The sequence below is a fragment of the Pseudoalteromonas sp. AS71 genome (genome assembly GCF_038900275.1).
Taxonomy (GTDB): domain Bacteria; phylum Pseudomonadota; class Gammaproteobacteria; order Enterobacterales; family Alteromonadaceae; genus Pseudoalteromonas.
In genome coordinates this window covers 147,802-169,643 of sequence record NZ_JBBMQZ010000006.1, presented here as the reverse complement: position 1 = coordinate 169,643, position 21,842 = coordinate 147,802, and the positions used below count along the sequence as shown (strand labels likewise).

Sequence of the window (21,842 nt, the reverse complement as noted above, 5' to 3'; positions counted from 1 at the left end):
TATTAAAGTGCTTTTTAAATTATTCGCATTGCACCCAATCAACACCATTTTCACCGCACTCATGCAGCATTGTTCCATCTTCTTGGCGGGTATCTCTAAACCATTTCCCTTCAATTGTTTTCGTAATACGTACGTTATCTGTGGTTTTGTATTTACGCCAAAAGCTAGCATCAATAGATGTTTCGTCATCAAACTTATAGGGCATAGCAGCGAGTACAGTAACTAAATCTTGAGTTTCTAAATCAGCAGCTTTGTCTTTAACATTTACCCAATTAGATAATGTTTGAAAATCGGCATTTTCTTCTCTAAAGGCAAAGTCAGTTTGATAAAACGATCCTGACTCAGTATAGCTAATGCTAAAACCTCGCTCGAACGGTGTATCTAAATTAGCACTAACGCATTCATCTGCTGTAGGAAAGTTAACCGATGGGCTTGTATTATCAACGCCATAAAGCACATTGCTTTGCTCAAAACTAACGTTCTCAATGCTAGAGCATCGGTAAGTACGATCGGCGTTAATGTAAACATCGTCCCTAACTGTTAATTTTCCATTTAATGATTCTTCGCCCCAAGGCGTATCTGTTGAATCCAATCGAGACAAAATAACGTCAATTTTGTCGAGTTCGTCTGTATTTTGAAGCTTTACTTGCTCATAAATAAGCTCAGCGCCTCCAAAAATAACTTTGTCGCGGTACCATGCATTTTCAAACCCATACTCTGCATCTTTTGCTGTGTCTTGGTAAATCACTGCTCTTACTTCTTCTGCATCAGGAAACTGAGCATCTAGCTCTTGCTTGAATTTATAGGCAGCTTTTAGTCCTTTAACAATCGCCTGTGCTCTGTCGTAAGCATCACTGTCACTATTGGCAATAAAATCTGAGTACATTTGTTCAGTCGACAAATTATAATGCGCTACCAAGTTTTGCATAACATTTGTTATTTCGCTTTGAAGATTTGCAAGTAACTCAGTATTTTCTTTGAGTGCATCACAACTTAAATTATTGCTACCAACTTTTTGTAATTGAAGGCTCAATTGCTCCCAAATAACGGTTGTTAAAGGTGATATATTTCGAATGTCTTCATCAGTTAAAGCCTCAATTGAGGGCGGAAATGACATTTGATACGCTTGTGTTACCTCTCCTAAATCCTCGTCAATTGCGCCAACAGGTACATCAACATACATAGTTGAATACGGCACACACAGCGCCTGCTCTTCTGTAAAATTAAAACTATAATTACCCGATTCTTCAGAGACTACAGAAGGTTCTGATTGCTCGTCAAAAGTACCATCGCCATCAATATCCAGCCATACTATTGCACCAGATACATAACCATCAATAACCTTTCCTGTAAGAGAGATAGTGTTAACTTCTACGTGATCTACTTTTATAGGATCTGGCTTAGCTACAACTGGCTCTACAACGGCCGCTTTATCACCGCCACCACATCCAACAAGGCCTAGCGTAAACGCTAATGAAATAGCTAACTGACTTTTTTTAAAAAACATACAAAGACTTCCTTTTTTGCACTTTAATTATTATTAAAAATCATATTGTTATAAATTACTTTAATACAAAATAAGTAATGCCAATCTGCTTATATATGGGATCTAGTTAACGTTAAGAAAATTATGCTAGAACGAGGCAAAAATTTTTGTATCTAGTTGTTCTAAATAAAATTTTAACGACGTTATAGTGCAATTTAATTTGTTAAATTACTCAAAGATTTATGCAGGTTGGTATAAATTTAAACAACAGAAATTTATTGAATTTTTATGGGGGGATGGCAATAAGTTAACATGCCCTGTACCTATATAGTGACACAGCATGTTATATTTAGCTCTTACATTTGTTAATTAAATATAACAAATGCCAGCTATTATTAACCAATATGGACTACAGGCACCCAATCTAAAGGGCTTGAGTGATAGGCAGTATTTTGTAAATGAATGTGTATTATACATGGGTTGGTTTAGAGCCCTTCGAAAACTCTAAACCAATTATATAAGCAAACCATTAGCATTTTTGATTTGCTCTTAAAATTGAAAAGCCATCTAACTAAGGTGGCTTATGTTTATTGCATTATGTTTTTTAAAGTGCCTGAGTATCGTTTTCTTCGCGTTTATAAATATATGTTTGTTGGGTTTTAAAGCCAAAACCAATTGGTTCAGCGCCATTTACTAGCTTAACTTTTCCACCTTCAACATTTAAATTTGGCCCAAGTATTTCAATAGCTTTTATCGGCTTATCAGAACCTTTAACCCCAGGGCCTATTAAATAAAACTGACTAACTTGCGTTACATCCGTTGCATCATCCCAATCGCACTTACCATCCGTATCATTATCTGCACACGACGGGCCTTCCCCAAAAAATAGTTTCGGTGTATCTGGTACATCATTACTTGTTGCAAATTTCACATCGTCATAAACCTTCGTTCCATAATGCAAATGAAAGGCATAAAGCGAACCACCGCCACCCGTTAACGAACATTGGTTTTGCGTTGATGATGAAGATGCAGGCGTAAAGGAAGTAAAGTACGCAACCCCACCAACGACTGTTGCTGCAGCAAGAGACTTTTCACCCGTCCCTAATTCGTATCGCCACCCTTTAAATTCGGCTAACTTAACTTCAAGATTAACAAATTTATCAACGTCATCAAGTGCGTTACCAAATGGGTCTTCATTCATTTTCATTAAATCATCTGGCACTATTGGGGCTGGAAATTCAGTAAATATTTTTGTTAGGGTGTTTTCATCACGGATCATATACAACTGATCTTGCTCATTAGTAGCAAGTGGGTTTGAACGATTTCCGCTACCTATAACTATTGCGTCGTACGGGGTATCTAAACGGGTGGTGATCATTTCACCACCATAATTGGTTTTAGTAACTTTACTAAACAGCGTTCTAGCAACTAATGGTTTGTAAAAAAAACGTCTGTCTTGCGACGCTAATGTACTGCCAAGCTCTGCAAGTTTAAAATGAGTAATATCACCTTCATCTTCACTAGGAATATCTACTCGCCAAATATTACCGCCAGTATCTGTTGCATAAATTCGGTCGATATACCCGTCGTAATCTGAGTCAAGCGTAGTTACATCCGCTGCAATACTGTGCTCTCCGGTAAAACCATGTTCATCTGGAGTCAGCGCCCATACCTTTTCGCCAGTTTTAGCATTAACAATGTAGATACCTAGTCCGGTTTCATCTGTTGTTCTAATCGCATTATCTTTGTTTGTATCGTAGCCTGCGCCAAATATTAGCAATGGATCCTCACCAAAGGCTTTAATGTATGCAATTTGAGGCTTAGACCATGTTTGCGCTAAATATTTAAATTCTTCTGAGCCACCAACAATAGGCTTATTCCATAATTTTTTAGGTTCGTTAGGATCACTTATATCAAGCGCGTAGTAATTTTGACCGCCTCTGCGCATACCTGCAAATGCCCACACTTCATCACCATCACTTGCTCTAATAACACCATCGTTTAACCCTTCGCTATTTGAGCCTTTATTATTAAAGAACACACTTATAGGCCCATCCATGCCATACACTTTTGTATTTGCAAGATTACTACGCAAAGCAGGAATGTTTTTTAATAAGGCTGCAGGTGTAAAAGCCCACTTTTCTTCAACAGTATCACCTTTGTCTTCAAACATATGTAAAAAGCCGGCATTAGTACCAACAAGTATGTGAATACTTCCATCGCCGTAATCTATAGATACCGGCTTTGAATGCAAAGGGTCGCCAAAAATATTGATTCGCTGATCTACTGATGAGTTATCACCATCTTCATTGTCAACATCAACCCCTCGTGCCCAGCTAATATCACTCTCCTGTAAAGTTAGCCCGATATTAGGAATCAAATCAGGGGCAAGATCGGTAACTGTACCTGTCGCTAAATTTAAAATGGTTTGTACTTTATCAAAAGTAAAATCAATAATACTGCCCGTTTTATCTATGTAGATTTTACGGCTATCAGGGTCTAAAGTTGATAAAAGTAAATTTACGCCACCCTGGGCTACTAAATTCCCATCTGCAGGCTTATTAGTTGGCAGCCAAAATGTTCGCGCCTTCTCATCAATTAACCCATTTTCATCAAGGGCTATTTGATCAGTTGAATCGACTATATTTGCGCCTGACACTTTTAGCTTTTTTAAATTCCCGCTCCAACGTGCGCCTGTTTCTGGGTAAAACATCGCAAAGTAAATTGACTCTCGGCTACGTGTTTGGTCAACATTATTACTTGCTACCGTAGGTGATGAAAAACTATCGTTAACTTCGCGTATTTTCGATATTGTATTATTAAGCGCTTCAGAAAGTTCAGTTGATGTATCTGCATGTAAGTACTCGCCGCCGCCCAATAAAGCGGTTTTTTCTAATAACTTTTTACCATTTGTACTCATGCCACTACCAAAACCGATAGTAAAAACGCGTCCGGTATCAGCAACCTCTGGCGTAGTATCGTACAAGTCAACTTCAACATCTCTTGTACCATGTATTATCTGAGCTAAAGCGGCTAGATAACTATTACTTGTTTTAGAAGGATTTGAGCCAAAAGTAGATTTGTATAATGATTTGATATCATCGTTTCGGTTAGTATCACTTTGAGGATCACCGTCAGTCATCAAAATTAAATTGATTGAATTATCACAACGTACATCGGCACCAACTGCTTGGGTAAATGGTGATATGTATCGAGAGTTATTGTCGTAATATAGCGAACCAGTTTCAGCAGAAAAATCCCGCTCATTTGAGTTTTGTCCGTAGTACACTTTCTGACCTGTTAGATACAAGTAGGCTTCCCATAGGGTTTCTGTAACTGGGGTACTACCAGCCGCTGGTAAACTGTGAATTTGGCTTAAAATTGTAGAATGGGGAGATCCAAGACCTGCCATAATATAGCCGCCATTATCATTTTTAAAACGCATCAAACCAAAATCGATAGAGCTATTATCAGTAACCAACTGACTCATTGCACTGATGCCGGCATCTACTTTTCTAATACCGTTGGGTAAAAAGTTTTTCATACTTCCAGATGTATCAAAAACAATGATTACACGTGGTTTTTCGTCGGTTTCAACATTATGGTTTACGTATAGCTCTATATCTTCGGCAAATACAGAAAGGCTAATACCCACCCCGAATAACAAGGCAGCTATTTTTTTTAGTTTAAATTGCATTTTTAAATCCCTTTATTTGCGCTTTTTATTTTTATTGCGCAAGTTAATAACTACTCTATTCCCTGTTTAATTTTTAGTAATATTGAGGTGGGACTAAAAATAAAACAAAAGTCATATCTAGCTATTCATCACAAAACAGTGATTAGCATCCACGTGGCGTCAATGCTATAAAATATATATTACTTCGATTTTTAAATAAAAACAGACTAAAGTCAAAGACATTAGGTTTTATTATCATTTAAAAACAACAGTTTAAATAAAACAATCCCGTTTTACTGCACAGTTAAATCATGCTAAAAAACTATATTTTTACCTATGTTTCTATATTTATAGATCTATGTTTTAGGTAACAAGTACTTACCAATATAAATTAGTAACGTAAGGCTCTAAAAATCACCTTTAAAAACACTATTATTCAGTAAAACTGTTTTATTAAAAGAAGTGTGTTTATAGGTAACTACGGTTATTCAAACATACAAAAAAGCCCATATTAGGTGCTACCTAATATGGGCTTTTATACTCTCGCTAAATTATAAGCGCTTTATACAAGCATTCTTATAAAGATAACTCTTTCTTAGCGCGAGTTAAGTTATGTGTTACAAGTGAGTTTTTAGAAATTTGAACCGCTTCATATAAATCAGAAATACCAGCAGTGTCTTTTTGAGCCTTAATACGTGCTACACCACGGTTACTTAATGCAAACGATGTAAGTTCACGTACTTTTAAACGCGGACCATGGCTTTGCTTAAGCAATGCAATAGCTTGTGTACAAATAGCTTCTGCTTCTTCGTAGTTTCTTGCTTCAACATTTAAAGCACAGCTATTAAATGATTTTTCAAATGCGGGTGCTGCAGTTACAGAGTCTTCAATAACCATTAATTTATAATCACCTTGATTAGCCATTGCAGCAGCTGAGCAAGTTAATAATGAGCCAAGAGCGATGGTTTTTAAAAGTGTAAATTTCATGATTATATTCCTAATTAATTAAGTCGTACTTGTTGCCGACAACTAAACTTTAGAGTGTTAGCTCAATTACCACAAACGATAAAAACAAACCTAATAAGTGAATAAATCTAACCTATAGACTTTAGTCTAACACCTGTAAAAATACTTAGTAATTACAATTAGTTAAAAACCATGAAAATCACTAAACAATAAATAGCAAAATACATTTTTTTATTTTTTAATAATACCAATTCGCTTAATTAAGTGATCTATTTTGAGGATGGAAAAACGTGTTGATAGCTAGGCAAAAAATTCGCTATTTGGTTGTTCTAAATGAGAATTTTTTAACGCAGGTAGCGACACGTTTAGCCCCGCAAAATGATTATGTATTATTGCGAATTGGTATAACACAATACAAAGTTAATAAACACAAAAAAGCCGATGTTGGGGTTTAACCCAATATCGGCTTTTTTACTCTCGCTATTTTATATTATGCTTTAGTAAGCACTTTATAAAAAGACCTTATAGAGATAATTCTTCTTTAGCGCGAGATAAGTTGTGCGATACCATTGAGCTGTTAGACAATTTTGATGCTTCGTATAAATCAGCAAGTGCAGCTGTATCGTTATGCGCTTTTAAGCGTGCAACACCACGGTTGCTTAATGCGAATGACGTAAGTTGGCGTACTTTAAATTTAGGGCCATCTGCGTCTTTTAAAAGTGCGATTGCTTTAGTACAAATTGCTTCAGCCTCAGCGTAATTTTTTGACTTAACATTTAGTGCGCAGCTATTAAATGATTGCTCAAGTGGCTGTGGCGCTGTTGCAGTTTCAATAACCATTAATTTGTAATCACTTTGATCAGCCATTGCAGCAGCTGAACATGTTAATAGTGAGCTAAGAGCGATAGTTTTGATAAGTGTAAATTTCATGATTAATTTCCTGTAAGTTAAGTCGTACTTGTTGCCGACAACTGAACTTTAGAGAATTAACACAACTCCGACAAACGATTAAAACAAACCTAATAAGTGAAGAAAATTAACCTATAGACCTTAGTCTAATACGTTTAAACTTTTTCTATATATTTAAACAACTTACGCACCAACAGTCGTGCCTAAAATCGCTACTTTACGTTTTAAAATGTATATAATTATTTATGCTTTTTTTTAGTTGGTTTTATTTTAAACACCTTACTTTGGCATAGCTGAGTAACTATCAAACAAATTTATACATTTAATTACATGCAATACTAAGTCATGTATTTATAATTACAGCTCTGGTAACTTTTCATCATTAATGGGTTAACTTTTTTGAAACACATACTTTCTCTTTTTGTTTTATTAAGCACGCTTTTATCATTTAGCCAAAATGTTAACGCAAGGCTTTTGCTCGGTAATGACATGCCTAACACCGGTATGTTTATAAAATCAGAATTTAATGGCGATAGCAGCATTACATCTGCGGGTGTAGAAATGATGGTCAAACAAAATTACAGTAACTTTGGTGTTGTTTTTACCAGCGCAATTGGCGCGGCAGTAATCGATAATAAACAAGGCGAGCAAGAAGAATTTATAACGTGGGACAATGGCATGAAGCTTGGTTATTTTAATGACTTTTTTATATACGCCGAGCTTGGCTTAGATCTGTTCGAACTCGCCTTTAAAAACGATAGAGGCGATAACACCTACCAAATAGAAAAATCGAACAACGACATAGATGGCTACGCAGGTATAGGTGCGGGTTATCACTTTAAGCCATTTAAAATAGAAGTATTTACCCGTGCGCGCCAAATAGATGGCGACTACTGGGAAGCACAAGAACATATTTACAGCGGTGTGCAGCTCAGCTTTACGTTTTAATTACCCTTTTCTTATAAGAAAAATAAAAAGCGTGTGAAATACAGCTATTTCACACGCTTTTTAAAAAATTATATTTAACGGATAGTTTTGGCTACTTTACCAATACTCAAACCCTGAATTAAAATAGAAAACACCACAACCGCATAAGTAAGAGCCAACAAAATATCGCGCTCGTTCCCATCAGGTAGTTGCAATACCAGTGCAACCGAAATACCACCACGCAAGCCACCCCAGGTTAAAACTTTCCACGCACCAGATGGCAACTCTAATTGCTTATTAAATGTAGTGGTTGTTATACCCACAACAATTAAACGTGCCATTAACGCTATTAAAATTGTTAAGCCACCAGCAATAAACAAATTACTCGAAAATGCAATCATGACGACTTCAAGCCCTATGAGTACAAATAAAATGGCATTTAAAATTTCGTCAATCAGCTCCCAAAATAAATCAACGTAATGGCGTGTTTTGTCGCTCATAGCCATACTGCGACCATGATTACCCACCATTAGCCCCATCATTACCATTGCGAGTGGGCCCGACAAATGCCAATGGCTAGCCAGTGCATAACCACCAATAACGCCCGCTAAAGTAAGTAGTACTTCTTCTTGGTAACTATCAATACTTTTAAGTAAGTAATATAAAATACCACCTAATACCAAACCAAAAACAATACCGCCACCAGCTTCAACCGCCAGCGTGTGCGCTACATAATAAGTTGTAGGAATATCACCACTTGATAAAACACCCAATAAAAGCACAAAAATAACTACGCCAATACCGTCGTTAAACAACGATTCACCCGCAATCACGGTTTCAATACTTTTAGGCGCACCCGCAGATTGTAAAATTCCCATTACCGCAATCGGATCGGTTGGCGAAATTAATGCGCCAAACAGTAAACACCAAATAAACGCTAAATCAAAACCAAGCAAAGGAAGAACTAAATAAAGTGCACCAGCAATAATAACCGTAGATAGCAACGTACCAACACAGGCCAAAATACCTATTGGTAATTTATAGCGCCTTAAATCGCTAACATTTACATGCAGCGCCCCAGCAAACAGCAGCATAGAGAGCATGCCATCGAGCAAAACTTCAGTAAAATCTAACTGATCTAGCAAGCTCACTTCGTAATCTATAAGATCATCAAACCCTAAAAAGCCCAAAAATATAGCGCCGATAGATAAAAGCATCGAAATAACCATAACGCCAATGGTTGTTGGCAAGCCAATAAAGCGATGGTTTACATAGGTGAGTAACGCGGTAATTGATAAAAATATCGCACTTATTTCAAGTACGCTTAGGCTGGTTCCTGGTGCCATGGTTTAAATCTCAATATTTATTTAATGATGCCTTGCTCAAAATAAGCAAAGCAGAAGGGTTATTATTTTTATACGGTTATCTCGCATTATATTCGTGTAGCCTAAACAAGCATACCCAAAATATTAATTATAAATACACACCCTACTCTGTTAACGTATTTAAAGTATTAACTCACGCGTTAAATAAAACAAAAAAACCCATGTTAGGAATTAACCTAACATGGGTTTTTTTACTCTCGCTATTTTATAACATGCTTTTGGTAAGCACTTTATAAAAGCGTTTATAAAGTGCTTATAAAGAAAGCTCTTCTTTAGCGCGAGTTAAGTTGTGCGATACCATTGTACTTGTAGACATTTGGTTTGCTTCGTATAAATCAGCAAGGCCAGCAGTGTCGTTGTTCGCTTTTAAACGTGCAACACCACGGTTGCTTAATGCGAATGACGTAAGTTGGCGTACTTTAAATTTAGGGCCATCTGCGTCTTTTAAAAGCGCAATTGCTTTAGTACAAATTGCTTCAGCCTCAGCGTAATTTTTTGACTTAACATTCAGTGCGCAGCTATTAAATGATTGCTCAAGTGGCTGTGGCGCTGTTGCAGTTTCAATAACCATTAATTTGTAATCACTTTGCTCAGCCATTGCAGCAGCTGAACATGTAAGTAGTGAGCTAAGAGCGATAGTTTTGATAAGAGTAAGTTTCATGGTCGTAGTCCTGTTGGTTAAGCCGTGCTTGTTGCCGACAACTGAACTTTAGAGAATTAACACAAAATCGACAAACGATTAAAACAAACCTAATAAGTGAAGAAAATTAACTTATAGACTTTAGTCTAATGCCAAATTACTAATTTACAAAAGTTTAAGAACCTTATTTTTAGTTGGGTTATCAGTGATGCTGAAAACCATACAAGTACCTTTAATGACATGGACCAAATAGGTTAATGGATTAGTTTACTTAAGAAGTAAACTAATCAGCAATCATAACAGCCCGCTAGTTTTGGGATAGCGTATTTACATTGCATTAACTTCTGTAAATTTTAGGCCTTTTAAATTATGGCTTTTAACCAAGTCATATAAGCCCCCTTCTTCATCCGTACAAAAGGTAAATATTCCAGCTCCTTTCACTTTAAACAACCCACCGTGTTTTATAGCATTTTTGCTTAAAGCGAGTTTTTTAAAGCGCCTGATTCTATTTACACGACCATTCTTCATGTTCAACTCTGTGTGCTCTTGGTTAATTGCGTCTTGTTGCTCTAGAATATTTAACGCGAACCATTCTTCACCATTAAGATTTAGTGGTAAAAATTCACAGCATTCTCTAAGTGTTGGCTCAAACATACCTTTTAAAGGTGCTGGAATTACGAAAGCCATTGCTCCCCAGCCTGCTACATCGGGTTTATTAGTAGGAGTTTCACCTTCGACTATTAACCAATCAACATCTACAACACGCCAGTCATCACCTTTTGAGTTGCCGTTAAAAGTATAAATATCGTTGCTTGTTAACTGTATTGACTGCTCGAACATTGTTTCTTGTAACAGCAAATATTCACCAGCATCAACGCTAACAGCATAAACTTTATTAAATTCTTTCATTTAATTACCTTGGTATCATATTTGATAATTCTTCATGTAGTGGGAAATCACCGCTTTGTAATTCGTCGCCAATATCTCTAAGTAACTCTATTACACCTGTGCGCCCTAAACCTTCAGCTATAGTATCGGTAAGTAAAGCTTATACGTTTAAGAAATATTCGCTTGTGTGGGTTTTTGTATGTGCTTCAGCCTTAGGCATTGCATCCATTGGAGTATGTTTAGCAAATCTAGGAAAAAATACTCCATTTGCTTCATGGTCAATATCGATTCCAAAGCCTGCGAGTCTAAGCCTAGCCTTTGAAGCTCGGGGATCGTCCCAAGCGACTATATGGTGAGCCGCCATATTTTCACCTCTTTCCCTACCTGCTGCAATCATATTTCTACTTAGTTTAATACTGTGCCGCTTATTATGCTCCCACCGTACATGCCTACTAAGTATTAAGTCATCTTTACTTATAAGCCCTTTTTTATAACGTGCTGAATCAATAATTTCGCCTCGATAGTAAATAGCATATTGAGTAGCTTGGTTTTTAGCAATTGAGGGATTACCAGTCACGGTGAGAAGGTCTTGCTCTAACTATTGAACGGTTACGTACTCTTTTGTATTAGAAGGCATGCTAAATTTATTCCTTTAAAATGATTTTAATACTCCTGCTTAAATAGTGTCATTTTGGTAACTAAATGCAATATGGGAACAAAACTCAAGCTTGACGTATTATTCCAAAGTTCCGTGAACATCATTTCTCACCCAAACCTATAAACTCCCTCGCCCATATGCCATAATCTAAATAATTCATTATTTTAGTAACTTGGCGCGTATTTAGGCGCTTTTAAGTTAACTACTCAGGGTTTTCAGCATGGCATATCAAGAGCAAAATCAAGCAACAATCTATTGGCACGACTATGAGATAATGACATCAAGCATCTGATTTAAAACAAATAAAATAAACATTCAAAATATTTTATACACATATATATACACAACTCTTATTCTCCGCTCTAATATGAGATTGCACGATTATGGATCTAATTCTAAAGTTCGCCTTACCCTTAATTTCAACACTTATAGCGATAGTTGCGATCTACTTTACTTGGCAGCAATCAAAGTCAAATAAACGGCACAATGAGCTATCTGTCAGACCTGCAATATGCAGTAATATTAACCTTCATGTAGAAACCTTTACATTTTCAATAACCAACAAAGGTTTAGGTCCAGCAAAAGTAGATGAATTTAAGTTTTTTTATGATGATGAACTCATCGAATACGAAGACTTCGAAACAATAATTAATGAAAAATTTCGGGCGTATTGTGCATACAAAAAACCACCAATTACCTCTACACAAAAACAAAATAGTTATATAGCTCAAGGCGAAACAATAATTATATTGGAATTACAGTTTGATGACAGAACAAGTCAACAAAGTAAAAACGAGATTGAGAGCGAAATAACATCCAAATTGACTCTAGAGTTTGAATACACATCACTCTATGATGAAACAGTCAAAGAAAAATTTAAATTCAGCACTAAAAATTAATTAGCCACAATTGGCTTTAATATACTTTTCAAATCACTTGCTGTTGATTTATGCCCTGTAAATTCTGCTGATGTAATTGGTGGCCCTGCTCCCTGATCTTTATGACCGTGAGTTTCTAAACTTTGATTTATGTCTTTTACCAGGCTTATTAAGTCAAGGAGCACTTTAGCCACGTTTATTGAGCTGTCACCCAACCAAACTGTTTTTCCTTCGACCTTTGCTAGTTCGGTTGCTTTGGCGTGTAGCGTTTTTAGCGTTGTTAGGTTCATGTTTTCGGTGGCTTCAATATCTACCTGCTTTTTACTGCCTAGCAATAACCCTTCAAGTGCAATTATTAAGGCTTTTTCGCCGACCACGGTTTTTAATGCGCCCATGACTTCGTTGATTTGATTGCCATCTATTTTTGCAATGTCGTGGCTGTCTATGCTGCAGGTGCGTTGGTGATAGTTTTGTTCGCTTTTGCGTGCTGCTGTTTTGCTCGTGTCGCTGGTTTGGGTTATGTCGCCGTCGGTTGTGGTGTGCCAGTTCCCGTCGCGGCCTTGTAGTTTGCTGCGGTTGTTTTGCTGCAGTGTTATGTCGCTGCGTTTGTGCTCGGGCACTAAGCTTTGCCATGGTAATAAGTTGGTGATGACGGGATGGCTGTTTAGGCCATCGATGTATTGTATTAAACACTGCATGCCTGGCATAGGTTCGTTCAACAAACCGTGATCGGATGCTTGCCCTGTGCCGAGTGTTACTTGCTCAAATACAGGCACGAGTAATGGCTCATTTGTGAGCGGGTTTAATAGCTGTACGTCGGCCGCTTTTAATGGTCTAAATGAGGTACTAATTGCTGCGCCGTCACTTGGTAGGTCGTATATTTTTTCGATACGTGCAAGTTGCGGCAGGTGTTTACGCTCGTTTAACTCTGGAAAGTAGCGCTGTATTAGGCGTTTAATGGCTTGTTTGACCATCGTATGTGCATCCTGTTATTGATTAAAGTTACTTCGGTAATATGACGCCCGTTTAGCTTTATGCCTGGTCTTAATTTTGGAATGGCGATCAACTCACCGGTTGTTGAGCTTTGGGCTGTTATTGTATGCTCTGGAAAATCGTTTATTGCTGCAAACGGCCAGCGGGAGTCGTGCCAACTGCCGACAAATATTTTGCTATCGGGGCGTTGTTGAAATATAAAATCACTAATGCCCCATGCTTTGCCTATTTGCTTTAGCGCTTCAATACCTGTGCCGCTATGATAAAACGCGGGTATCGTTTTATTTAAATAGCCGGCGTTTTCAGGTGTCACAAATTCAACACCGAGCTTTGCCAATTCATCAAGCACAGCTTTGATTGTTGCATGGCGAACTGCAAGGGGGGCAGTGAAACTTAATGCGCCAAGTAATTCGCGACAAGTTAAATACCAACGGCCGTTTGCTTGGTGTTTTGATTCGATAACGCCGAGAAAGTACGGGACCATATTATCTAGCGTGTAACCTAAATGCAGTTCGACTAATCCGCTGGGCGCTTGCTCTGTCACTATTTCAAACTTTGCGCGACCAGTGCTGGCTATATCAAGTTGTACGCTTTTAGTAACGATGCTCGTTACTGGTTTACCTCCAATTGTTAGCGTATCGGATAGGCGAGTACTCATGGCCCCTCCACCGCTGCAAATTTACTTTGTACATCGTTATTTGAAGTGACCGCTTGCGACTGTGCATTTTGGTTTGCTGTACCATCTAGCTGTTGTTGCTCACGCTCTGATACGGATTGTACTTCAATAAGTTTAAAGGTGATTTGCCATGCGCGCTTTTCTTCAAGCTCTACTGCCTTTACCTCGCCATCAAATTTGGCTTTACGTATTTTATAAGCCTCTGCCAATGCATTATTAATTGTGTAAATAATACGGGCGCCGTTTTCATCAAGTGATTTCGCTTTGCTAATAAGCAATGCTAAAGCCCCCTCTTCATTAAGCGGTATTTTAGTGCTCACAGTTAACATGCCAGGCTTAACACCTTGATCGCTAATGAGCGCAAAACTTCCCATGCCTGACATATCGCCGCCGGCTAATTTAATTCCGGCATTAACCCGCGTTTCATACCCGGGGATATTCCAGCCATCTAACGATATGCTCATAACACCTCTTTAATATGATTAAGCTCGCTTGGTTCACCTACAAACAAACACATCGCCCAATAGTGATGCTCATTGCCTTTGTTAGCAACTGAGTCGGCTAGCTGCTTTGCTGTACCGGCTGTTATTAATTGCATATCGACCCCACTACTTTGGGCAGTAAATTGCGCCTGATTTAATCGCTCGTCGCGTGCTGTTTTTAGCTCAACGGTTTGAGTTAATGCATCGTCAATGGTGTTTATTAATTGCTTGCCACTGTCGTTTACAGTAGCAATTTCGTCCGCTATTTGTTGCTCACGTATTGGCGTTAAGTTTTGCAATGTGTTTATTTGCCATTCGATACTTTGGCCGTCATAGGTTACGAGCTGAGTTTGCTCTAATGCGCTTTGACTTTGGCCGTATTGAGCACAGCTAATAAACTCAGGTATTGGGCAGTATTCGTTTATTGTTTTTAATTTGCTAGCTAATGCTGCTGGGGCGCTTGCGCTCACTGATAGCAGCAAACCATTAAAGCGTGTGGGTTTATCAGTTCGCGACACGTCCTCGATCGCTAATGCAAGTAACTGCGCGCCCGCTTGCATTGAGCAAGGGGCGGCTGTTTGGTGATAACAAAGTACAATGTTATGCATTAGGTGCAACAGGCCATACAGCATCGTGTATATCTTCGAACTGTTGCGGTAAATCTCGTAATGCTTGGCGATACTCTGACCACACAACTTTCTGCTCTTGGGTTAAAGGCGCATCCGGCATTTGTGTCCAGTCATATTTCGAGATAAGTGCATTTCTCTTTTTACGAAGACATAATCTATCAACAGATTTTTGAAGCTCAACCTTCTGAACTTCTGTAATTAAATCTGAGCTTGCTTCAATATTACAGACTTTTTTACCGTTTAACGTTCCGCTTAATAACATAAATGATTACTCCGGTGCATAAGGAATATTAGTAATTGTATTTTGAGCCGTAGGCTCATTGACGAGTTCATTAATGTAATTCACCCCCCATAACGTATTAGCCAGTACTGAGGTTCCATTCAAAGATAAATAACCATTTAATAGCTCAAATTCGACTTCTCTTAGACCAATTTTAGTTGGGAGTAGGTAATTTAAGTCACCACCGAATACCCCTTGCTCTGCACTTTCTAAATCTACAATGACCTTACTTCGTGCAATGATCACAGCCCCGCCACCCCAAAAACTGATGCCTCCATACTTGTCGAACTTTGCATTAATAACTAAAGACTGTTTAAAATAGCCCAGTAACAAGTTCCCATAAAAAAAGACACTTCCACTAAGGAAGATGATTTCAGGTGTCGTCTCGTCAATATCTATGCTTTTAGACAGATCAATATTTTTGCTATCAGGTACGATAATCACCTTACTTGCATAACAATTTATATTGCCATCAACCACATGCTTTTGTGATCTTGATAATTTTATCGTTGCAGACTTCCCAGCAGGAATTATGTTTAAAGCATGCAATAACGTTTGAAATGGCTCCGTACTCGAGCCTGAATTTGCATTACTGCCATTAACATCAACGTAAAAAGTAACATCTCTGTCGCCTGACAAATTGTTTAAAATCGACTGCGACACAGTGCTTACTCTTTCACTTATAGTCGCAGAGTGTTTTTCTACGGCATCGGTTAGTTGTTCACATGCGTCAACAACACGACCTAAATCTGATTCATTCATATGCTATTTTCCTTAAGTACTTGTTTTACATGACGTGTCATGGATTTAACTTGGCTCGTCACAATACTGGCTAAATGTGTGTTAATTGCATCAATTTGTGGGCTGTAATCAAACATCCACGATTGTGCAGGGATGGTGATCCGCGCTAATGCCGCAGCCGCTGCAAACTTCAATACAAACGAGCGGTTGTGTACATTGTTTACGCCCTGGCGCTTGCGTTGTAATGGCAAGTAATCAATCGCTAGCAAAGTACCGTCTTGTGTTACTAATCCAATCCAGTTGTAGTCGAAGTCGCCAACGTCCTGCTCAAGTATGACAGCCCATGCCACGGTATTTGAATCAACATAGCCTGACGTATCAATATTGCGCCTATACACAATTTGCAGTGTGCTAGGCATGCTTTCATTGGGGTTACGCTCTGCGCTTTCATTTAAATTAGGAATGTTTGCTAACACTAATTCTTTAACATCGAGCCCTGAGTTTCGCAGCGCGCGGGTTGTGATGTAACTTTTGCCGGCGTTGGTCATAATGCCGGTGATCGCTTGGGTCATAGTGGCTCCTTGGCGATACTTACACCGCCCTCTTTACTTAAAAATCCATAGTGATGATGTGCGGCAATAACATGCTGTACATCGGTGGTGATTGCTTGGGGATGTGTATTACTTACAAGGTTGTCACACCCTAGAAATTGATATAGCTGCTCGAATGGCAATACGTGTTTTACATCGTGCGTAACTGCATACAGTGGCGCTTCGCTACTTTCATTTTGCAAATCAGTAAAACCATAACTGTATTGTTGCTGCGCTTTATTTTGTGCGGCTAAATGCAGTGGGTGAGCAATGTGACAGCTATCCCACTGTACGTGCGTTAATCCTAAGCTCAGTGATACATCAGCTTTGTTATGCACGGTTAATTCATAGCGCCTACACGTTCGCCCATACAGCTGAATAAGTTCGGGTAATAAATCGTTGTTGCCTGCAAGCGTTGAGTCAGACATATCAATGGCAATAATGTCCCAATCCCGCCCATCAATGCGCTCACGCACATTGAGTACTTCTAACCCTAAGCGGTCGAAAATACTTCTTACGGATGCCATTTCGCCAGCGTCAATAGTATTAACTAATGCATGCTGTACGCGTTTTCTGTATAGCTCGATTGGCTCATCATCTAAGCGGTTTGTTAAGCGCTCCCATGCCAGAAACCCTAATACAGGCTCTTCATTTTTTAACTCGTCTTTTTGGTTCACTGCCCACATAACATAGTCGCGCGATTGCTCCCAGTAACCTGTGGCCGCTTTTACAAGTTTTTCGGCGTAACCTTTATTGAGCCATGTCGCGATTTCATTAGCCATTTGCAACCTCATTAACGGTTAATGATGTAAGTACCGGTAACCAGTTGGCTGCAGTTATGTCGTCAATATCAAACTTGATTGACTGCAGTTCACTAAATTGTTCATGGCACTGTGTTATTAATTGGCTAATGCTGAACACAGTTTGATGCGTTACGCGTGTGGGTGCATACGCTGCATTTTGACGAAATGCGGCTTGTATAAACGTGGTTAAGTCGTCTTGAATAGCGTGGCTGTTGTCATGTAACTTATAGGTTGCGGTGATATCAAACCCGTTGGTTGCCATAGCGTAAACCATAAAGTCATCCCCTAGACCATGGTGACCTGCGGTACGAATATGTTGGTTAATGGCACTCAATAGTGCTGTTGGTACAGGGCCAACATCTAAGTAAATATACGCATCAGCCGTGCCAGGTCCACGTGGTGCATTGGTTAGTATTTCAATGTTATCTATTGGTACAGCAAAGCTAGCAATAATTTGTTTGTATACAGCATTGATATGCCAGCGGGAGGCTGTACCAAATACGTTACGAATGCGTAGGCGATAATGCTCAGTGTCTTCATCATCAGAGCCTGGCTTAATTAACCAATCATCATTGTTGGTTACGGTGATCCCTTCTTGTTGCCCAGTAAAGTATCGGTAAGCCTCTGCGGGTAAGTTATAAGCTGCACCGGTTTCATAGGCTTCAGCCAATGCATACGCAGTGCGTTGCCCTTGTTCAAAATATACATCCTGTAAAAGTATAAGCTTATACACTTTATCGCCTAGCACATCGGTTACCACGGCGGTTCCTGCCACAATGGCGCTTTCGCCCTCGTCGCTTTCGCGTGTAAACGTTAATAATCCTTGTGCTTTTACTCCCGCTTGAATAAACACATTACGCGCAGGGCCATGGCGTTCAATCAGTGCAGCTCGGCTTGCTGTCATAATGAATAAGTCAGGCATTAGCTGCGTTGCTAGCCAATTAAACAGCTGCACAACGGGCTTTGTTAGCAACGCTTCAACGGTTCGCCAAAATGGGCCAAAGGGTGAATTGTTGGCAACTTGTATGTTTTGCTCTTTTAACTGTGCTTGCCACTGCGCTTGCGCTGTTTGCTCATCCATTGGCAAACCTGCATTTTGCATTAGGGTTTTAAAGTCCACTTTGTAGGCTCCCGTATTGGCGCGTTTGCGCGGTGATACTTAATGTGCCGTCGTCATTTCGATACACTTTTATAGTGCCAGGCTTAATCCGATTGTCTTGCTCGGTTAGTAATTCGAGCTCGGTTAAAATGGGCGCTATGCCGTTTTTATTGCGCAGACCAATCAGCTTTATGAGTAAACCGCTTTCTAAAATTCGATGCTTTATATCTTGCGCCACCACATTCGATTTACTTAATGTACTGGGTGTCAGCGAGTCATTAAGTACAAAATCATTATCCTCAATGGCTAAATCTATGTGCAGTGCAATATCAAAGTTCATCAGCTTGCTAGCTCCATCATTTGTTCAAAACTTTGCGCTAAGTCGTCAGATTTAATCGTTAAGTTGTCTATGTGCACACGCTTGCTGTTATCGTTCTCGCTTGAACTGCTCTGGCTGGTGCTGCTCGTTAGGCTTTGTAAAAACGCTGATTTTTGTACTTTGGCTTTATAGTTATTCGTGTGTTGTTGCTCAGTATTTAACTGCTCAACGCTGTACGCGTTCGCTGTGTTAGTAATTGCCTGATCTGTTTTGACCATTGGCAATCGTTGTAGTGGCGCTGCACCTTGATTAAAGCGGGCGAGTTGTTCATATTTTTGACTATAAACAGGTGAATTGGCCGCGTTAGTAAAATGATTAGCTGTGCGTGTATTGCCATTTTCTATCGCTGATTGTGTTATGAACTGTGTTGATTGTGCATTGTGGCCGACATCGCTATTTGTAGCTGGGCTGCTTTGTAATAATGAGTTAGTCGCGCTGTTATTGATGCTGCCCGTTGTTGAATAAGCAGCATCGTTTGCAGCCATGGTTACTGCACTGGTTTGTGCCAAAACTTTATTTGTTTGGTTTGTAGCAATACTATTTTGTAATGCTGGGTTAACTACACTATGCGTTGTTGCGCTAGCAAAAAAAGCAGCATCGTTTGCTGAAACATCGTTATTAATAGCAGTATTTACAGGCGCGATATTGGTTAATCCATTCGCCACAGTTGAACTTACATAGCGGTTATTTAATGTGTTCGTTTGTGCCAACGCGCTATTTGTTTGCTCAATGGCATTACTGCTTTGCAATGTTGAGTTAATAGCATTGTTAGTTTGACCTTTGTCTAACTGCGTTCGATTCAAATACGTAACATCATTCACTGCAGCATAGTGGGTGCTGGCTTTATTACCGGGTACTTGGGCAGCTTTGTTGATCACAGCTTGGCCGTAGTCGCGGCTGAACGCTTGATCTGCATTTTGCATGACTAAATTGCTAGGCTGAGCACGGTTAATGTTTTCGTGTGTTGAGGTCGCTTCTGTTTTTATTTTTGCCTCGGTATCGTCAATCAGACCGAGCTTTTCGAGCACCCATTTTACGCTATCAATCACCCCATTAAAGGCCGCTTTCACACTATCAAACACCGCCATTAATACTTTTCCCCATGCGGTATTTTGAAACGCAGCCACTAAGTCATCCCAGTAATAGATAAGCGCACCAACCGCCGCGATGAGCGCAATAACACCCGCCACTACCCACGTAATTGGGTTTGCCCAAAGCGCTGCATTAAACAACCATGTAGCCGCTTGGCCTGCGAGCATAACTGCTTTAAATGTACCCATGGCAATGGCCGCCGCGCCCATCGTTGCAATGAGTGATAAAAAACCCAATACACGCAACGCAATAAGTGCGCCTTGCCATAATTTAGTTATCACTGTTAAACCCATAGTGAGCGCACCACTTGTTATCAGCGCCATTTTGTAAAGGCCCATCATGAACATGACCACGCCATAAATAGAGATAAGCGCCACAATACCCACTACAAGTGTTGCAATCACACTGGATAAAATCGGAAAGCGCTCAGTTAACGAGACAATACCCGCAAAGCCTGCCGAGAGTAATTCTATAAAGGGTTCCACAACGGGTAGTAAACGACTGCCCATTGCCGTAGCGGCCGCATTAAACGAACCGCCTAATCTATCCCAAGGGCTGGCAATAATATTGGCCATTTCGATTGCTTTGGAGCTGTCTTGCACGTTTTCAAAGACGGTGATGCCGTCTTTTAGTTTATCGACTTTGGTACTCAATACATCAACGGCTTTTGCACCTTGCTTACCAAATATTTGAGTGAGTACATCGCCACGCGCTACAGAACCCAGTGAGGATAAGCGGTTATTAATACGCCCCAGCACTACGTCTATTGCTAGCATGTCGCCGTTATCTGTGGTTAATTTTATGCCTAATGCATCTTGTGCTTTACCAATGCCTTGTAATAATGAGGCCGCTTGCGTGCCAGCCACAGAGCCTGATTTAGCAACCAGTTGTAGTTCACCCACTAACGCGAATTGTTGAGCTGAACTTAAGCCAATGTTTGTCGCGGTCGCCCCAAGGTTTGAAAACGCGGCTTGCATTTCTGCACCGGTGGTTTTGTAAAGCTGTACCGCGGTGGCGGTTTGCCCTGCGATTTGGTTTACCCAATTCGCTTTGCCCATTTTATTGGCGGTCTTTTCGAAGATGCCATACATGGTGCCCATATAGCTGGTAATAGTGGCTGCGTCGGCTTTGGTTGCTACCGCTAGTATGTTTGACGTTTTGGTAAATTCAGATAGCTCAAACCCATTTAAACCGGCAATAGCTGATTGAATATCGTAAGCACTGCGTACGAACTCGGCCGAGTTACCCCCAAATTGAAAACCAAACTTATAGGCTGTTTTAGTTAGTTGTTGCAAGGCGTCGTCGGTAACGCCCAGTGATTGCACCTCGCCCAAAGCAGCAACGTGGTCAATTGCAGGCGCGAGCGATTTAGCGAGGGCGTAACCGCCACCCACGGCCGTGGTTGCTCCGCGCATCATTTGATCTTGTGCAGCGGCGGTTTGCTGACTCAGCTGATTTATTTTAGCCATCACTTTATTAACCGGACCCGTCACCTTATCGATGATCCCGATTGAATAAGTAAGCTTGTCTAATTTGCTGAGTGTTGCCATTAATTACTCGCCGCCTAATGCTGTGCAAATACCGTTATTTACGGCTGTTACAAAGTTTTCTTGCTGTGATGTTTCAAGGTAAAGCGCCTGTGCCAAGCTCTCGTCAGTGACTGGT

The 21,842-nt window shown here is 39.7% G+C and carries 21 protein-coding genes; 2 read left to right on the top strand and 19 right to left on the bottom strand.

Going from position 1 to position 21,842, the window contains the following annotated elements:
• Positions 1-19: 19 nt before the first annotated feature.
• The 4 genes from WNY98_RS06600 to WNY98_RS06585 form a co-directional block, all read right to left on the bottom strand.
• Positions 20-1,507: a hypothetical protein gene (locus WNY98_RS06600; protein ID WP_342877446.1), complete on the bottom strand. Its 1,488-nt coding sequence runs from the start codon at positions 1,505-1,507 to the stop codon at positions 20-22.
• Positions 1,508-2,090: 583 nt separating this feature from the next.
• Entirely contained in the window at positions 2,091-5,183 is a 3,093-nt protein-coding gene (locus WNY98_RS06595) for a PilC/PilY family type IV pilus protein (RefSeq protein WP_342877445.1), read from the bottom strand.
• A 555-nt stretch (positions 5,184-5,738) separates the two neighbouring features.
• A complete protein-coding gene (locus WNY98_RS06590; RefSeq protein WP_004336087.1) occupies positions 5,739-6,149 on the bottom strand; it encodes a hypothetical protein in 411 nt (136 codons plus the stop codon).
• Positions 6,150-6,650: 501 nt separating this feature from the next.
• On the bottom strand, positions 6,651-7,058 hold the full coding sequence (locus tag WNY98_RS06585) for a hypothetical protein (RefSeq protein ID WP_024609350.1): 408 nt from the start codon (positions 7,056-7,058) through the stop codon (positions 6,651-6,653).
• Between the two features lie 468 nt (positions 7,059-7,526).
• On the opposite strand from WNY98_RS06585, the gene WNY98_RS06580 reads away from it, so the two are divergent.
• Positions 7,527-7,985 (top strand): hypothetical protein, encoded by a 459-nt coding sequence (locus WNY98_RS06580; RefSeq protein ID WP_231616293.1) that lies wholly within the window; start codon positions 7,527-7,529, stop codon positions 7,983-7,985.
• Positions 7,986-8,059: 74 nt separating this feature from the next.
• Here the strand turns inward: WNY98_RS06580 and WNY98_RS06575 are convergent, their stop codons facing one another.
• The 4 genes from WNY98_RS06575 to WNY98_RS06560 all read right to left on the bottom strand — a co-directional run bounded on the left by WNY98_RS06575 (position 8,060) and on the right by WNY98_RS06560 (position 11,454).
• Positions 8,060-9,310, bottom strand: a complete 1,251-nt coding sequence (locus WNY98_RS06575; protein ID WP_002963249.1) for a sodium:proton antiporter — start codon at positions 9,308-9,310, stop codon at positions 8,060-8,062.
• A gap of 292 nt (positions 9,311-9,602) precedes the next feature.
• Positions 9,603-10,010, bottom strand: coding sequence for a hypothetical protein (locus tag WNY98_RS06570; RefSeq protein WP_101162764.1), 408 nt, complete (start codon positions 10,008-10,010; stop codon positions 9,603-9,605).
• 306 nt (positions 10,011-10,316) lie between these two features.
• Positions 10,317-10,898: a hypothetical protein gene (locus WNY98_RS06565; RefSeq protein ID WP_342877444.1), complete on the bottom strand. Its 582-nt coding sequence runs from the start codon at positions 10,896-10,898 to the stop codon at positions 10,317-10,319.
• Positions 10,899-11,037: 139 nt separating this feature from the next.
• Positions 11,038-11,454 carry an AHH domain-containing protein gene (locus WNY98_RS06560; protein WP_342877443.1) on the bottom strand — a complete coding sequence of 139 codons (417 nt, stop codon included), beginning with the start codon at positions 11,452-11,454 and terminating at the stop codon, positions 11,038-11,040.
• A gap of 464 nt (positions 11,455-11,918) precedes the next feature.
• Here WNY98_RS06560 and WNY98_RS06555 point away from each other — a divergent pair, with 464 nt between their 5' ends.
• Entirely contained in the window at positions 11,919-12,434 is a 516-nt protein-coding gene (locus WNY98_RS06555; protein ID WP_165739759.1) for a hypothetical protein, read from the top strand.
• On the opposite strand, the gene WNY98_RS06550 is transcribed toward WNY98_RS06555, so the two are convergent.
• From WNY98_RS06550 to WNY98_RS06500, 11 genes are read right to left on the bottom strand one after another with little or no spacing between them, the layout of a single operon-like run.
• Positions 12,431-13,387, bottom strand: a complete 957-nt coding sequence (locus WNY98_RS06550; protein WP_342877442.1) for a hypothetical protein — start codon at positions 13,385-13,387, stop codon at positions 12,431-12,433. The genes WNY98_RS06555 and WNY98_RS06550 overlap by 4 nt on opposite strands.
• On the bottom strand, positions 13,360-14,064 hold the full coding sequence (locus WNY98_RS06545) for a hypothetical protein (RefSeq protein ID WP_342877441.1): 705 nt from the start codon (positions 14,062-14,064) through the stop codon (positions 13,360-13,362). The genes WNY98_RS06550 and WNY98_RS06545 overlap by 28 nt, the downstream gene beginning before the upstream one ends.
• Positions 14,061-14,546 (bottom strand): hypothetical protein, encoded by a 486-nt coding sequence (locus tag WNY98_RS06540; protein ID WP_342877440.1) that lies wholly within the window; start codon positions 14,544-14,546, stop codon positions 14,061-14,063. Before WNY98_RS06540 ends, WNY98_RS06545 begins: the two co-directional genes overlap by 4 nt.
• Entirely contained in the window at positions 14,543-15,172 is a 630-nt protein-coding gene (locus tag WNY98_RS06535) for a hypothetical protein (protein WP_342877439.1), read from the bottom strand. Before WNY98_RS06535 ends, WNY98_RS06540 begins: the two co-directional genes overlap by 4 nt.
• Positions 15,165-15,455, bottom strand: a complete 291-nt coding sequence (locus WNY98_RS06530) for a tail fiber assembly protein (RefSeq protein WP_165739767.1) — start codon at positions 15,453-15,455, stop codon at positions 15,165-15,167. The genes WNY98_RS06535 and WNY98_RS06530 overlap by 8 nt, the downstream gene beginning before the upstream one ends.
• 6 nt (positions 15,456-15,461) lie before the next feature.
• Positions 15,462-16,235: a hypothetical protein gene (locus tag WNY98_RS06525; protein ID WP_342877438.1), complete on the bottom strand. Its 774-nt coding sequence runs from the start codon at positions 16,233-16,235 to the stop codon at positions 15,462-15,464.
• Complete coding sequence (locus WNY98_RS06520; protein WP_342877437.1) at positions 16,232-16,786, bottom strand: phage tail protein; 555 nt, start codon at positions 16,784-16,786, stop codon at positions 16,232-16,234. Before WNY98_RS06520 ends, WNY98_RS06525 begins: the two co-directional genes overlap by 4 nt.
• Complete coding sequence (locus WNY98_RS06515; RefSeq protein WP_342877436.1) at positions 16,783-17,586, bottom strand: hypothetical protein; 804 nt, start codon at positions 17,584-17,586, stop codon at positions 16,783-16,785. Before WNY98_RS06515 ends, WNY98_RS06520 begins: the two co-directional genes overlap by 4 nt.
• The gene (locus tag WNY98_RS06510) at positions 17,579-18,727 is read right to left on the bottom strand and encodes a baseplate J/gp47 family protein (protein ID WP_342875097.1); all 1,149 of its coding nucleotides are present in this window, start codon (positions 18,725-18,727) and stop codon (positions 17,579-17,581) included. Before WNY98_RS06510 ends, WNY98_RS06515 begins: the two co-directional genes overlap by 8 nt.
• Positions 18,717-19,046, bottom strand: a complete 330-nt coding sequence (locus WNY98_RS06505; RefSeq protein ID WP_342877435.1) for a DUF2590 family protein — start codon at positions 19,044-19,046, stop codon at positions 18,717-18,719. Before WNY98_RS06505 ends, WNY98_RS06510 begins: the two co-directional genes overlap by 11 nt.
• Positions 19,046-21,727 (bottom strand): phage tail tape measure protein, encoded by a 2,682-nt coding sequence (locus WNY98_RS06500; protein ID WP_342877434.1) that lies wholly within the window; start codon positions 21,725-21,727, stop codon positions 19,046-19,048. The genes WNY98_RS06505 and WNY98_RS06500 overlap by 1 nt, the downstream gene beginning before the upstream one ends.
• Positions 21,728-21,842 lie beyond the last annotated feature (115 nt).

Excerpts from the sequence above, each read along its gene's own strand:
- WNY98_RS06600 (WP_342877446.1), bottom strand. The coding sequence starts at position 1,507 with ATGTTTTTTAAAAAAAGTCAGTTAGCTATTTCATTAGCGTTTACGCTA.
- WNY98_RS06595 (WP_342877445.1), bottom strand. The coding sequence starts at position 5,183 with ATGCAATTTAAACTAAAAAAAATAGCTGCCTTGTTATTCGGGGTGGGT.
- WNY98_RS06590 (WP_004336087.1), bottom strand. The coding sequence starts at position 6,149 with ATGAAATTTACACTTTTAAAAACCATCGCTCTTGGCTCATTATTAACT.
- WNY98_RS06585 (WP_024609350.1), bottom strand. The coding sequence starts at position 7,058 with ATGAAATTTACACTTATCAAAACTATCGCTCTTAGCTCACTATTAACA.
- WNY98_RS06580 (WP_231616293.1), top strand. The coding sequence starts at position 7,527 with ATGCCTAACACCGGTATGTTTATAAAATCAGAATTTAATGGCGATAGC.
- WNY98_RS06575 (WP_002963249.1), bottom strand. The coding sequence starts at position 9,310 with ATGGCACCAGGAACCAGCCTAAGCGTACTTGAAATAAGTGCGATATTT.
- WNY98_RS06570 (WP_101162764.1), bottom strand. The coding sequence starts at position 10,010 with ATGAAACTTACTCTTATCAAAACTATCGCTCTTAGCTCACTACTTACA.
- WNY98_RS06565 (WP_342877444.1), bottom strand. The coding sequence starts at position 10,898 with ATGAAAGAATTTAATAAAGTTTATGCTGTTAGCGTTGATGCTGGTGAA.
- WNY98_RS06555 (WP_165739759.1), top strand. The coding sequence starts at position 11,919 with ATGGATCTAATTCTAAAGTTCGCCTTACCCTTAATTTCAACACTTATA.
- WNY98_RS06550 (WP_342877442.1), bottom strand. The coding sequence starts at position 13,387 with ATGGTCAAACAAGCCATTAAACGCCTAATACAGCGCTACTTTCCAGAG.
- WNY98_RS06545 (WP_342877441.1), bottom strand. The coding sequence starts at position 14,064 with ATGAGTACTCGCCTATCCGATACGCTAACAATTGGAGGTAAACCAGTA.
- WNY98_RS06540 (WP_342877440.1), bottom strand. The coding sequence starts at position 14,546 with ATGAGCATATCGTTAGATGGCTGGAATATCCCCGGGTATGAAACGCGG.
- WNY98_RS06535 (WP_342877439.1), bottom strand. The coding sequence starts at position 15,172 with ATGCATAACATTGTACTTTGTTATCACCAAACAGCCGCCCCTTGCTCA.
- WNY98_RS06530 (WP_165739767.1), bottom strand. The coding sequence starts at position 15,455 with ATGTTATTAAGCGGAACGTTAAACGGTAAAAAAGTCTGTAATATTGAA.
- WNY98_RS06525 (WP_342877438.1), bottom strand. The coding sequence starts at position 16,235 with ATGAATGAATCAGATTTAGGTCGTGTTGTTGACGCATGTGAACAACTA.
- WNY98_RS06520 (WP_342877437.1), bottom strand. The coding sequence starts at position 16,786 with ATGACCCAAGCGATCACCGGCATTATGACCAACGCCGGCAAAAGTTAC.
- WNY98_RS06515 (WP_342877436.1), bottom strand. The coding sequence starts at position 17,586 with ATGGCTAATGAAATCGCGACATGGCTCAATAAAGGTTACGCCGAAAAA.
- WNY98_RS06505 (WP_342877435.1), bottom strand. The coding sequence starts at position 19,046 with ATGAACTTTGATATTGCACTGCACATAGATTTAGCCATTGAGGATAAT.
- WNY98_RS06500 (WP_342877434.1), bottom strand. The coding sequence starts at position 21,727 with ATGGCAACACTCAGCAAATTAGACAAGCTTACTTATTCAATCGGGATC.